Origin of the sequence: Microcoleus sp. PH2017_28_MFU_U_A (assembly GCF_020738035.1) — a bacterium.
Classification (GTDB): Bacteria; Cyanobacteriota; Cyanobacteriia; order Cyanobacteriales; family Microcoleaceae; genus Microcoleus.
On sequence record NZ_JAEQCX010000155.1, the window covers coordinates 1 to 12,770 of the forward strand.

Sequence of the window (12,770 nt, forward strand, 5' to 3'; positions counted from 1 at the left end):
GCCAAAAAGAATGACCACTTTTGAGGTGCCAAGGTTTTCTTTTGTATGCTGAGTCCACGTTTGTCCAATTAATTGGCGATTAGAGGCGTAGCGATCGCATTAAGACCAAAGAAACCGGGTTTTTTACGTAATCTATAGCCTAAAATGCGTCTTTTCGTAAAAAAACACGGTTTCTGACCACCCGTGCGTCCAGGACTATAGAAGTAAAGATCGTGCACATTACTCTAAAACCGGATCGTAATCAATTCATTGAAGCGCAAGTCAAAAGCGGTAAATATTCTTCGGTGGATGAGGTAATTGCGGCGGCGCTGGAACTACTGTAGAAGCGAACACCCACAGAGCGATTGTTATCAAGAATGGGTTGAGGAAACTCGTCCAAAAGATAAGACGGCGGTTGAAACCTGTTGACCTCAAATTCGTATGTGGCGAAGCGCCCCTGGAATACGAATTCGAGGTAAAACTACACAAACGAATTCCACGCCAAGCGGAATGAAGAAAAAAACGCGGTTGAAACCGCCGGGTATTCAACCCGCGGAGGCGGGTTTTATTTGTATAGAAGCGGTTTCAACCGCCCGGTCTTCTTAAAAAATATTCCGTTATCGATCAAAACAGAAATTTTACTGCGCCTTGGGCGATGACTTGTGAGGGCTTACTACAGCTTTCGGAATATCCATCACGGGTGCATTCACCCCAAGCATCAAATCGTTGGGATTAACAATCTCTACTACAGGCTCGTTTAAAGCGACAATCAAACCGTCAGATTCAGGAAGAACGGGGGATGTAGCAAACTGGGGAGCAAACAATTGACGAGTGCCAGCGACACCAGCCACTGCTGCAATCAACAAAGCTGCGATCGCACCTCCACCCAAAACCCAAGTCCGTTTCGTCTGGCGTTTCTCGCGCTGCACAATCTTTGCCGCCAAATCCTGTGCAGATTGTTCCGCAGCAGGTACGGGCATTGACCCAAAAGCCTGTTGCATCATCATTAGTCGGGAGTACAAACGCTTCGTCGTGGGGTCGTTTGTCAGCAATTCCTCAACTTCCCGGCGTTCTGCCGCCGTCACTTCGCCATCGATGTAGGCACTCAACAATTCAAAGCGATCCCGCATCATAGTAGTTACATTCCCTTGGGGATAACTGTTGTTACCTTGACTTTGGGCGAGCGAATCCCCAATACCTTGATCATTCTGATTTTTATCCGATTCAAATTTAGAATTCATATTTCACACCACTTGTAAAATTAGCGGAAGCATCTGTTCGCTATTAGAATGATTTACTGCTTATTTATATTGTAAAATAGAAGCTTTGATGTCACAGCAAACTTCACCAAATCTTCTTAACCCGCCTCGGAAATCACCCTTGCTAATGACCGTCGAGATATTTTTGCAATTGTAACTGCAACCTTTGGCGAGCTCTAGCAATTCTTGACTTGACCGTTCCGAGAGAAACTCCGGTCATTTCCGCTATTTCTTCATAGGCTAAACCTTCAATTTCTCTCAACACAATTGTCGTGCGGAATACTTCCGGCAAATCTGCGATCGCCACTCGCAACTGATCGTAAAATTCTCTGGTTGTCAAATCTTCATCCGGCCCCGGACTGTCGGCCGGAAGTTCCCAATCAATCTCCCCATCTTCCAGAGCACGGGGTACGTCTAACGACAGCGGAGTTCGCACCCGCTTGCGCTTACGCAACTCATCGTAAAACAAATTAGTGGCGATGCGACTCAGCCAGCCCCGAAATTTAACTGGCTCTTGCAAGCGGTTAATATTGCGATAAACTCGAATCCAGACTTCCTGAGCCAAGTCTGCTCGGTCTTGCCAGTCAGGGGCTAGGTGATACAGAACCCTGTCTACGTGGGACTGATACCGCTTCAAAAGTTCTGAAAAGGCAGTGCTCTCAGGTCGATTTCCTTCCTGACACCGCAACACTAAGTCATAATTAGAGAGTTTTTCGGATGGCAATTGCACTCTTTCAACGGTCGCCACAACCGCAGACCAGGACACGGAAATAAATTCGCTCATGTGTGGAATTGGCTCATCGAACATTCCACTGTGTTTGACGCTGCCCGATCGCGATTGGTTCCTGGACTCAGAAACTGCGATCGACTTCTGACTAATGACCGGTAACTTCGCACGCTCCAATACTAACCCAACTGCTAGAACCATCGGCCCAATGTTCCTTTTTCCAAATCGGTACATTGTGTTTGAGCGTATCTATGGCGTACTGGCAAGCTGCAAAAGCCTCCCCTCGGTGGGGACAGCCCACAGCCACCAGCACACTGATTTCCCCCACCTGCAAGTGTCCGACGCGGTGGTGAATGACGACCCGATTGACATCGACCCACTGGCGGCGCATTTCAGTAGCGATTTGCTGGAATACTCGCACGGCCATCGGTTCGTAGGCTTGATATTCTAACGAAACTACAGCTTGACCGTCAGTTTGGTTGCGGACTGTACCGCTCATCATTACCACGGCTCCGTTCGCTGGGTCATCTGCCAAAGTGTAGATTTCCTCTACAGACAAAGGAGCTAAGGTAATGGCAAAACTGTCTTTACTATTCCGTTGAGGAATTGTGCCGATCGAAAGTGCAGCGCTATAGTTCATTGCGAAAGAAATGGTGCGGGAGAACTCGATCGATCTTGACACAAATCAAGTCGCGAGCGATCGATCTTGCATCTTTGTCATGGATACATAAAAGTCAATCTTTAGCAAGATGTCTATGGCCCCGAACGGCTGTAACAGTGCGATCGGGTCAATATAACTCGCCCGAACCAAATTCACACGGTGCTGGAATATGAATAGGAGACTTGTGCGATCGAACAGTCGATCGGGCTGTAGCAACTCAATCAGTAACCACACCAAAATAAGCAGTATCATGCCCAACTCGCTGCAAGCCATCTCCAACTCTAAGCGATGACTGCATTCCCTTTTGAATGACACAGTTAAGTTAAATTTAACCCCGATTGCGATCGGCGCAGTCCAAATTTTCAGCAGAAAATGTAAACTTTATTTATTTTTTGCTCCACCAAGCTACTTAAATGACATGATATACCTGTGCAGAGTTGAGCCAAAGCAAGCCTATACTCGGCAAAAGCAAGACGGTAACAACCTCTTGCGCCTGTTTTGACCAAAGAACAAGACGCAAACTCCGGAATACCGACACCGGGAAAATTCCGTTGCGGTTTCAACCGCCTTGAATATTTCTTTACACACTAATCGAAATAGTTGTGTTAAAGTCACCAAAGCAAGTAGGAGAAACCATCTACGTGTTGAAACATCCTAGTACGGAGAAATCCCGGCAACTGACATATCCGACGCCAGAAGATTCGGAATAGTTAAAGGGCAAATAATGGCAGGTTGTAGAGCGTAGTATATCTGTTGGCTAGCGATTGGCTAGCGATGGTCTGAAAGCGTCAAAAAACTATACGCAATGTTTGGAGAAATCTCAACTGAGCGGGTAGGGGCGACTTGATAGCCACGAGTAAAAATCCAGATTCGGATTTGTCAAGAATCCCTTCGCCTTTAGGCATGGGGAGTATAAAATGAGTCTGCACGAAAAAACGTTAATCACAATCACGAGGAAACTATGGAAGCACTAGCATTGAGCCACTCTTTTGTTGCTTATGAATCTCCAGAGTCCGAGCTCCAACTGGAATTGAAAATTCCTAAATCTGCCGTGGTAGGCGTTGCAGGTCTGGCAGTAGCCCTGTCTATTCTGAGTGTGAGTGGCGAAGCACAGGCAGGTTGCCACTACAAGCGCTGCGGCGGCGGTCGCAGCCATCACAGCTACGCCGAAGTTGCCACCAATGGTGGCAGACTGAATATCCGCCACCGGGCCAGTCGCTGTTCTCATGTCATCGGCAAGTTACACAATGGAGACAATGTGAAATTGACCGGTCATTACAAGCACGGCTGGGCTAAACTTGCAGGTGGGGGCTGGGTTTCTACTGCGTGGCTTGACTAATTCTTAACTAGAGTAATTTACATTTCTAGAAAGAGTTTGAATCGTTACCAAGCTGGTTTTGGTAACGATTATTTTTCATGAGGCGCTGGACGGTAACAAATAATCGAAGATCCGAAGTTATAGCCTTTCTCAAAAAGATGAGGTATGACTGACAGCTTATATAAGCCTTAAACGTATAGGGTTCTCTTGGCAACAACGTCCGCGAATCTTTCGCTAGATCCGCTATATATCGTTAACAACTGACAACGTGAACTACCACACACTCACCCTCGATCGGGTAGAGTGTGGGCTTCTCCCTTCAACAACCACAGCCGCCACAGTAGTAGACTTACGCCCATACTGTTTTGGTCTTACATAGCCTTCAGGAGCAATAACGCTGGTTCCCAACGTCAGTACGCGCAAGCCTTCATTTTTGATATTTATCGCCGCGTTGATATCTCTGTCATGTCGCTGTTTACAGTGCGGGCAATCAAATGCACGCACAGACAGATCCATTTTTGGCAATGGCTTCAAGGTATTCGAGCAAAGATGAGTTGAGGCAAAAAATCGACCTATTTCTAGATAAATCTTGCCCACCATTTCGGCTTTGTACTTAAGCATAGTGCAGAACATTCCCCAGCCAGCATCGGATATTGCCTTGGCTAGGCAATGATTTTTTACCATGTTTCTCACTGCCAGATTTTCTACTACTATGACTTGGTTTTCGTCTACTATCCTGCGCGATAGTACGCGCAAGAAAATCCTCGCGGACTCTTTTGATTTTAGAATGAACCTTAGCTACCGCCAGCTTTGCTTTGCGACTTTTGTTAGTCGTCTTATCCTTTTTACGAGCTAGTTTTTTCTGCTTACGAGCTAGGTTCTTTTCATGTTTTTGGGTTGCTTTAGGATGTTGATATTTAGAGCCGTTAGATGTCACCGCAAAATCAGTTAGACCTAGATCTATCCCAATTATATTCCCATCACTACTGGATTCTGGCGATTCAGTCCCATCATCTAATAGCATCGAAGCAAAATATCTGCCGTCAGGATTTTTGGATAAAGTCACAGTTTTAACTTTGCCTTCAATATCCCGATGAACTATGGCTTTAACCACACCCAATTTACCAGGGAACTTAATCTCACGATCGCTCAAGATTTTAACGTTTTGAGGGTATTGAATAGATTGTTTTCCTTGGCGTTTCTTGAATGTTGGGTACAGGGATCGACCATCAAAAAAGTTGCCAAAAGCCACGCCCAGATTCAAAACTGACTGTTGAAGGCATTGTGAGTAACACTCAGACAACCACTCAAATTCAGCTTTCCACACAGGTATGGACTTCTTCATTGTCATAGCTGTAACGCCCTTACCAGTCTCTTGATAGGTCGCTGTCATCGTAGCCAAAGACTGATTCCAGACCCAACGAACACAACCAAAAGCTTGAGCCAGGTGTACTTGCTGGGCAACGGTAGGATAGATTCGGACTTTGACAGCTTTTAACACGAAACTTAGATTACTTCTTTGATTGCTCTAAGAATATTGTAGCTGAAAACATTGGCAAGTGCAAGGGATTTGTTCGCATCATCATACACCCGCGCATCTCCCGCAGGCTACGACAAGAGCGTCTTGTGAGCAGGTGCAATCGTCCGCTTACACAGCTTTCATCCCACGCCAACCCTCGATCGGGTATGGACGCGGGGATTCCCGCCTGTCTAGCTAAACTTTACCGCCACCGATCAAATACAGTAAGGCCATCCGCACCGCTACGCCGCTGGTAACTTGCTGAGAAATCAGGCTAAATTGCGGATCGTCCATCAAATCCGAGCTAATTTCCACGCCGCGGTTGACCGGGCCTGGGTGCAACACCTTCACATCCGGCTTGCAGAGTTTCAGCCGATCGCGCGTAACTCCATACAAAGCATGATACTCTCGTAAACTCGGCAGCAAATGCTGGCTCATCCGTTCCTTTTGCAGCCGCAAAGTCATCACAAAATCAGCATCGACCAAAGCAGGTTCAAGCTGCCAGTGCAAAAATAACTTACCTTCCCTACCATTGCCACACTCAGCAAACAACAGCGGCAACAAAGTCGGCGGCCCGGCTAAATGAACCTCAGCCCCCGAAGCCGTTAAACTCCAAATATTAGACCTCGCTACCCGGGAATGCAAGATATCCCCCACCACAGCAATTTTTTTGCCCGCTAAAAGTTCCAGTCGCGGACGTTCGGCATCTAACAAAGAACAAATAGTAAATAAGTCTAGCAAACCTTGCGACGGGTGTTCGTGCTGGCCGTCTCCAGCATTGAGAACGCTGACTCTCGAACCCAAGCGATCCATTTCTGAAGCAATTGTACTGGGAACTCCAGCCTGTTCGTGCCGGATCACCATCAAATCCGTTCCCATCGCCAGATAAGTCTTAGCCGTATCCAGAATGGTTTCCCCCTTCGTCAGAGAAGAACTGCCTGGGGTAAAATTCAGCGTATCCGCCGACAGCCGCTTCGCCGCCAACTCAAAACTGTTGCGAGTTCGGGTTGAAGGTTCAAAAAACAAATTCGCGACCACTTGACCCTGTAGGGCGGGCACTTTCTTGGTGCGGCGGCCGAGCACCTCCCGAAAACTGGCGGCAGTTTGCAGCACCGTGTCGTATTCGTCGGAGGTAAAATCAGCCAGAGTGAGAATGTGTCGCCTTTTCCAAGTCATACAATTTTAGATTTGAGATTTGAGATTTGAGATTTGAGATTTAGGATGATGGGTTGGGAACTTACCAGAAAGAATTGGTTGAAAGCCCGCCCGCCTGCTCGGGAGAAATTAAAATCAGACTATTCATTACTCCAATCCTCGGACTTAAGGGTAGAGGTCGCTCTCCTTCGGTCAACTGTCAACTGTCAACTGTCAACTGTTGAATTGCACGCCTGTGTCGGGCGGTCTACAATGGTCGATCGACAGTCGCGGGGATGCCGATCAACAGTATCCAACAATTTTTGACCACCTTTGCCGTCAATAGAGTTATAATTAGTAGATGCCGGATCGGACTCCCCTCTCACAGCAAAGCCAGCGTTGAAGCTGAAACAAGTGCGGTGGAGTTTAGTTTACTCGCCCGAAAGCGGAAATTAAGCTGTAGTAGCGCTCAAGCAGTAATTGCAGTTTCTCGGAACCTCAGCCTTGTCAAAAACCATCCTCAGCAGCCATTGCATCTGCTATTATGTGGAAATAATCAAGGAGGCAGACCTCCTACTGCCGATCGACAGCATATAGCGGGACATCCCAAAGATTATTAATTCTTTGCAGTCGGTCTTGACTCTTCAGTCCTGCTTATAGCCCCTTGTCAAAATGAACTGTGTTAAGATACAAGTTGAATATGTAGCTTCCCGACAAAAATCTACACGTATCTTGGCGAGACTGTTCTTGGCGAAACTGCGGTAAAAAGTGTGCGCTGGGAAGTGTTAATTAAACAAGATTTAAACAATTCAAGAGGTATTATGAGCCAGAAGGTTATACAGCCGATGGTTAAGTTCCAGCGTCAGGTGCATTCTCTTGTCACGTCTGACATTATCAAGCCGACAGACAGCATTTGGAAAATAGCTCTACTTTATGGAGATGAATGGCCTTACTGGAAACAGCAACTCCTAGAGTTTGATTTTTCTATGCAAGACCCCGTGAGCGAGTTGATAGCTGTAGAAGGTTGGGACGAGGAATAACAGAGGAAACCTAGGACTTGGGTGCATATCACTTTTGAGGAGGGCGAAGCATGACCGAATATAAGTTATTAGTTAGAATCTCCTATTTTCTGCGGTCATGCTTCGCCCCTACGTATATATTCGCTTGCATTGAGATGCACCCGAAATTAAAAGGCGATCGGCTAAATTTCATCAATAAATTTTCCGTTGCTAACTTCTTCCCTCTGCCTTGTTCCCTCTTCTCTCTTCCTTCTTCCTTCTTCAGAGTGACTTCTGACGAATGACAGCAGACTTTTTCCTTCTCACTAATGAGTGATGACAGTTGACGGTTGACAGTTGACAGTTGACAGTTGACAGTTGACAGTTGACAGCTTGCCCGAAGAGCGCAAAACAAGGGTTGACAGTTGACTGTTTACCAACTAATGACTAATGACTAATGACTAATGACTAATGACTAATGACTAATGATATCAATTCCGGCTGCACCGGAATAATATAGAGTCCAAGGCAGTGCCGTTTCCCTACCCTAATTAATTGTAGGGAAACGGCACTGCCGTCTCCTGATTTCGGTAATATTAATAATTCCGATGCTACTGGATTTGATATGACTAATGACTAATGACTAATGACTAATGACTAATGACTGTTCCTTCTATTAAAGACAAGTGGCTAGAGCTCTAGCTAATTGTTGAGCAGTTTGAAAGCGATCCCCAGGTTTAGCTGCTGTGGTTCGTAGAATGACCTCCCGCAACTTCGGGCCGATCGTCGGAATATTATCGAGCTTAAATCCGTAACCTCTAGTAATTTTTCCGTAAAACTTTTGAGGGCTTTGGGCTGTCAGCAAAAAAATCAAAGTCGGCCCAATAGCATATAAATCTGACTGAGGGAGAGGCTGTCCCCGGTCTTGTTCTGGTGCGGTGTAGCCTTCCACGCCGATGCGAGTACCCGGAGGAGTGCCGATTTCTTTAACGGCGCCAAAATCCAGCACTGTAATGCGATTGTCCCGGTGGCGCACTAGCAAATTAGCAGGTTTAATATCCCGGTGGACGATCGGGGGTTTTTGAGAGTGAATGTAGTCCAAAATTTCACAGGTTTGGATCATCCACTCGATCGCCTGTTGGGGAGCAACTGGCCCGCGATTGTAAATGCGTTTTTCTAAATCCTCGCCGTGGAGCATTTCCATCACCAAATATTTTTTGCCACCTTCGACAAAAAAGTCAAAAAACTGAGGAATACCAGGATGGTGCAGCGCTTTGAGAGTTTTAGCTTCACGTTCAAACAGTTCTTGAGCTTTGACTATTTGAGCCATGTCAGCATTCATTTCCTTGAGAACTACCAGAGAAGCTGCGGGAGAACTTCCCGGTTGTTGAGCTTTGGCTTTCTGTCGATCCCAGGCTAAAGTTGTTGTTCCCATACCGCCTTGGCCCAAAGTTCGCAGCACTTGGTAGTGGCGGATTGTGCGATCGACTTTAATCGGTTCCCCACAGTGGATGCAGAATAAATTACCGGGCGGATTTCCCGCGTGGGTACACCGCGGCGTCCCAGGATTGAGAGTAGGGATCGCCTCAATTTTGCCGCCGACTTGAATAGTCAGAACTTGGAAATGCAGAATTGGGCCGTCCCGCGCCAATTGGATCAGGGCACCGTCGGATATCCAACCCTGAGACATGAGAGTACCGTTAACAAAAGTGCCATTTGTCCCGGAATTGACTAAATACCACTGGCGGTTAGCACCGCTTTTAACTCTTTGCAATTCCACGTGATCCCGCGACACCAAAGCATTGGGAATCACAACATGATTTTCAGGCGATCGGCCGATGCGGACAATGGACTCGTTCTCGAAACTCCACTGTTGCAGAGGGGTATTTTTTTCTGGATCTAAAAGAGTCAGCAGCATTTTAGATTGATTTGATTAATCTGCCAGATCAAATTGAGAGAAGGTTGACAATACTGATATGTATGACACATAAGAAACTTATTTCGTGCTGCTTTCTAGGTAGCCGGCTATTTCTAGTCTAAAGGGTCAATTCAGAACAACGCATCTTGACTCGCCGATCGTGGGAATGAGAGATTAAAGAATCGCTGCGTTTAACTCCCGATCGATCGACAGACTGCAACATTAAAAATCAAAAACTGGTTGTTGTAATGACATTACTTGAATATCGCGGCAAGCCGAACAAGTTTTTGATGACGGATGCCAAAGTTAATCTTCCTTTGCCATGCAACAATTGCAGGTTTCAATCTAAGACTGCCCGCCACCGCCTTTAAAAAAGTTGGCAGCACCCAATTCTAAAATCGAAATGGGCCTACCTGCGCCCGAATGATAATTGCCGTGATATTGTCATGACCGTTGCGTGTGTTCCCTAGTTCGATCAAGTCGGCAACTGCCTCGTCGAGATTAGCTTGGGGATTGAACAGAGGTGCGAGAGTTTCACGCCAGTGAGTTTCTAACAAATCATTATCTGTCAAACCGTCGGAAGCCAAAATCAATAAAGTATCTTCGGACAAGTCTAAAAACTGCACGTCTGGCTTGAGAAAATTGCCGTCTCGCGGGCCAATGGCTTGAGTTAGTTGATAGGCGTCGGGACGGGAATAAGCAGTTTCGGCGTCAACCCCGCGCTTAATTTCGCGCTGGCCTACTTCGTGATCTGAGGTGATTTTTTCTAGTGTCTGTCCCTTTCGGAGTCGGTAGAGACGACTGTCGCCGACGTGAGCAACGGCGAATTTGGTGTCTTGAACTAAGACTGCGACTAGGGTTGTACCCATGCGGCCGATGCCAGAGCGACCGTCCTTTTGATTGATTTCAAAGATGGCTTTGTTGGCTAGCAGCACTCCCTGCCGAATGGTATCAGGCTCGGGTAGTTGATTTTCCCAACTGGTTTGGAAGAATTCCCTGAGGGTTTCAGCGGCTAATTGACTGGCTACTTCTCCGCTGTCGTGTCCGCCCATCCCGTCGCAGAGAATGTAAAGCCCTTTGGTTTGAAAGATGCGACCGAAGGAGGTTTCGAGTTTGTTAAGCTGAGTCCAGATGCTGAAGAAGTCTTCGTTGTGCTCGCGGGTGCGGCCGACATCGGTGAGACCTGCGTCTTCTAAACTGTAAATCTGGACGGGCATGGGCTGGGTTAAGACTTCACCAACAACTTCGGGGGGCGAGTTGTCGGGGATGTCTGTTTGGAAACGGGTGGGGGTTAAGGTTGGTGAAGGTGCGGATTGGAGTTCGAGGGGAACGGTTTCCAGGCGCGATCGCAATTCTTCTATTGTGGTAATCTCGCCTCTGTACATTTGTTGCAGCAGTTCGAGCAAGGCGCCAAACTGAGTGCGCTCGGACTGGTTAAATATCGCCTGCCACAATTGCCCCAAATCTACCAGTTGCAGGTTTGAACCGGCGGGTTCGGGATAGAGGTATTGCAACCGCAAAGAGGCAAAGGAAAAGGAAGAGTCGGGATTGACCCGCAAATTTGTTAGTTCCAACAAGCTTTGGCGGCAGCGCCAGGGTTCGAGGGCCGCCCAAAGTTCGGTCATTTCGTGCAGCCAGTACACAATTTGCTGGGTGGAAGTTTCGGGTTGACTCCAGCGTTCTACCAGCAGCGGCCATTGCGAACAGTCTTCTAGCAGCAGCACGGCCTGTTGGTTGTCTGACCAGCTATCGTGAATGACTGGCAGGTTGTGAGAGAAGTGCCACCGCAGTGCCAGATAAGGTTCAGCTATGCCTTGGCAAAGTTCTGCTAAGGCGGAATTGGTCGCATTTTCTCCGGCTTTGATTGCTGCGGTGTAGGGGGATGTGCGTTTGGCGACGCTGGCAGAGTTGGCTGCTAGCATTGCTTTGAGGGGTGACATTTGCAGCGGCTGACAGTCCAATACTGTTGCTGATACTGTGTCTGAGGGTTTTCTTGCTGGCAAGGTTTCTAGGAGTTGGTAGCGCTGTTGGCTGTCTAAATAAGCTCCTATTGGCTGGGAAGGGATTAAATATTCGGAATAGGGGGCGGAGATTTTTGGGGATGGGGGAGATGCGCCCTCGGGGTTCTCTGTTGCTTCCTGGGTTGGTTCTGGCGGTGGTGCGGCCGTGAAAATGTTGTCAGATGGGGTTATTTCGCGCTCTGGTGTTGTAGTAGAGCTTTTTTGTTCTGTTTGAAAGGATTCGGTGGCGATCGCCCCCACGACAATTTCAGCGCCACTAATTTCTGGGCTGCTGGATTCGGCCGCATCAAGTTGTGGAGAATCGGCGGTAATTTCTGTTTTAATGGTGTCTGCGATCGATTGGGGAGAGTTTTGGGTCGATCGGGTTTCTGGAAAATTGTCGGTTTTTTGTGTAAGCTCGGCTGATGGTATAGTTGACTGCTCTAGCTGGACTGCTGGAAGGTTCGATCGACCGCAGATAATCGCCCGCCACACTTGACCTGTTGTGACGCCACAATTCTGACATAATTCGGCGCTAACAGCGACTTGGGTTCCGCATTGGTGGCAAGCTTTGTAAGTTAGGGAATTTCCGCATTGTTGACAAAACTTGTTTAGATTGGGATTTTCAAATTGGCAGCGGGGACAGAGGAGCATAGGGGTTTTATATTGGAGATGTGCGATCGAGTGAAAGCGGTGGGGGAGTTTTGGGTTTGGGGTGGTAAGTTATGGGTTTTGAGTTTTGGACGTGACTCGCAACGGATAACTGCCATTGCCCTATGCCTTATTTTACCGGCATCGATTCAGAACTAAGATATTTCTTAAAACTGAGATGTGGCCTCCACGTCAGGAATCAGCCCTGGGAGGGAGAGGGGGAGAATGGGGAGAATGGGGAGAGGGGGAGAGGGGGAGACGGGGAGAATGGGGAGAGGGGGAGAATGGGAGACGGGGAGAGGGGGAGAATGGGGAGAGGGGGAGAATGGGGAGAATGGGGAGAATGGGAGAGGGGGAGAGGGGGGAGACGATTGAGATATACAATTTAAATTGAGTAAAGCTTGGAAACATTTCCTATCTAAGATTTTGCGTGCTGGCCCCACACTAAAAGTTATCAGGTGAGTGGAACAGGCATCTTGCCTGTTACGGAAAAAAGTGCAAGGTCTCAATTAGGGCTTGCTGAATAATTGATTGCCAACCAAGAGCAGGAGCGATCAATATATTCAAGCTTGGTTAAAGATAAGTTTTTTCTGTATCGAGTCGCCC

The 12,770-nt window shown here is 47.5% G+C and carries 14 protein-coding genes; 4 read left to right on the plus strand and 10 right to left on the minus strand.

Going from position 1 to position 12,770, the window contains the following annotated elements:
• The first annotated feature begins 212 nt into the window (after positions 1–212).
• Entirely contained in the window at positions 213–323 is a 111-nt protein-coding gene (locus JGK14_RS30990) for a ribbon-helix-helix domain-containing protein (RefSeq protein ID WP_293181962.1), read from the plus strand.
• A 294-nt stretch (positions 324–617) separates the two neighbouring features.
• Here the strand turns inward: JGK14_RS30990 and JGK14_RS30995 are convergent, their stop codons facing one another.
• The 4 genes from JGK14_RS30995 to JGK14_RS31010 form a co-directional block, all read right to left on the minus strand.
• Entirely contained in the window at positions 618–1,220 is a 603-nt protein-coding gene (locus JGK14_RS30995; RefSeq protein ID WP_293181964.1) for an anti-sigma factor family protein, read from the minus strand.
• 142 nt (positions 1,221–1,362) lie between these two features.
• Positions 1,363–2,022, minus strand: a complete 660-nt coding sequence (locus JGK14_RS31000) for a sigma-70 family RNA polymerase sigma factor (RefSeq protein ID WP_293181966.1) — start codon at positions 2,020–2,022, stop codon at positions 1,363–1,365.
• Between the two features lie 91 nt (positions 2,023–2,113).
• Entirely contained in the window at positions 2,114–2,605 is a 492-nt protein-coding gene (locus JGK14_RS31005) for a molybdenum cofactor biosynthesis protein MoaE (RefSeq protein WP_293181968.1), read from the minus strand.
• Positions 2,606–2,650: 45 nt separating this feature from the next.
• Positions 2,651–2,941: a hypothetical protein gene (locus JGK14_RS31010; RefSeq protein WP_293202863.1), complete on the minus strand. Its 291-nt coding sequence runs from the start codon at positions 2,939–2,941 to the stop codon at positions 2,651–2,653.
• A gap of 646 nt (positions 2,942–3,587) precedes the next feature.
• Between JGK14_RS31010 and JGK14_RS31015 the strand changes: the two genes are divergently transcribed.
• The gene (locus tag JGK14_RS31015; RefSeq protein WP_293189828.1) at positions 3,588–3,965 is read left to right on the plus strand and encodes an SH3 domain-containing protein; all 378 of its coding nucleotides are present in this window, start codon (positions 3,588–3,590) and stop codon (positions 3,963–3,965) included.
• Positions 3,966–4,217: 252 nt separating this feature from the next.
• Here JGK14_RS31015 and JGK14_RS31020 read toward each other — a convergent pair whose 3' ends face one another.
• The 3 genes from JGK14_RS31020 to JGK14_RS31030 all read right to left on the minus strand — a co-directional run bounded on the left by JGK14_RS31020 (position 4,218) and on the right by JGK14_RS31030 (position 6,639).
• The gene (locus tag JGK14_RS31020; protein WP_325315885.1) at positions 4,218–4,658 is read right to left on the minus strand and encodes an RNA-guided endonuclease InsQ/TnpB family protein; all 441 of its coding nucleotides are present in this window, start codon (positions 4,656–4,658) and stop codon (positions 4,218–4,220) included.
• Positions 4,558–5,445: an RNA-guided endonuclease InsQ/TnpB family protein gene (locus JGK14_RS31025; RefSeq protein WP_325315882.1), complete on the minus strand. Its 888-nt coding sequence runs from the start codon at positions 5,443–5,445 to the stop codon at positions 4,558–4,560. The genes JGK14_RS31020 and JGK14_RS31025 overlap by 101 nt, the downstream gene beginning before the upstream one ends.
• Before the next feature lie 213 nt (positions 5,446–5,658).
• On the minus strand, positions 5,659–6,639 hold the full coding sequence (locus JGK14_RS31030) for an aspartate carbamoyltransferase catalytic subunit (protein ID WP_293181976.1): 981 nt from the start codon (positions 6,637–6,639) through the stop codon (positions 5,659–5,661).
• 254 nt (positions 6,640–6,893) lie between these two features.
• Here JGK14_RS31030 and JGK14_RS31035 point away from each other — a divergent pair, with 254 nt between their 5' ends.
• Positions 6,894–7,217 carry a hypothetical protein gene (locus JGK14_RS31035; RefSeq protein WP_293189827.1) on the plus strand — a complete coding sequence of 108 codons (324 nt, stop codon included), beginning with the start codon at positions 6,894–6,896 and terminating at the stop codon, positions 7,215–7,217.
• Positions 7,218–7,418: 201 nt separating this feature from the next.
• The gene (locus JGK14_RS31040; RefSeq protein ID WP_293181980.1) at positions 7,419–7,637 is read left to right on the plus strand and encodes a DUF4327 family protein; all 219 of its coding nucleotides are present in this window, start codon (positions 7,419–7,421) and stop codon (positions 7,635–7,637) included.
• A gap of 82 nt (positions 7,638–7,719) precedes the next feature.
• Here JGK14_RS31040 and JGK14_RS31045 read toward each other — a convergent pair whose 3' ends face one another.
• The 3 genes from JGK14_RS31045 to JGK14_RS31055 form a co-directional block, all read right to left on the minus strand.
• Complete coding sequence (locus JGK14_RS31045; protein ID WP_325315883.1) at positions 7,720–8,010, minus strand: hypothetical protein; 291 nt, start codon at positions 8,008–8,010, stop codon at positions 7,720–7,722.
• Positions 8,011–8,271: 261 nt separating this feature from the next.
• On the minus strand, positions 8,272–9,513 hold the full coding sequence (locus JGK14_RS31050) for a protein kinase domain-containing protein (protein WP_293181982.1): 1,242 nt from the start codon (positions 9,511–9,513) through the stop codon (positions 8,272–8,274).
• A gap of 392 nt (positions 9,514–9,905) precedes the next feature.
• Positions 9,906–12,167: a serine/threonine phosphatase gene (locus JGK14_RS31055; protein ID WP_325315884.1), complete on the minus strand. Its 2,262-nt coding sequence runs from the start codon at positions 12,165–12,167 to the stop codon at positions 9,906–9,908.
• Positions 12,168–12,770: the final 603 nt, after the last annotated feature.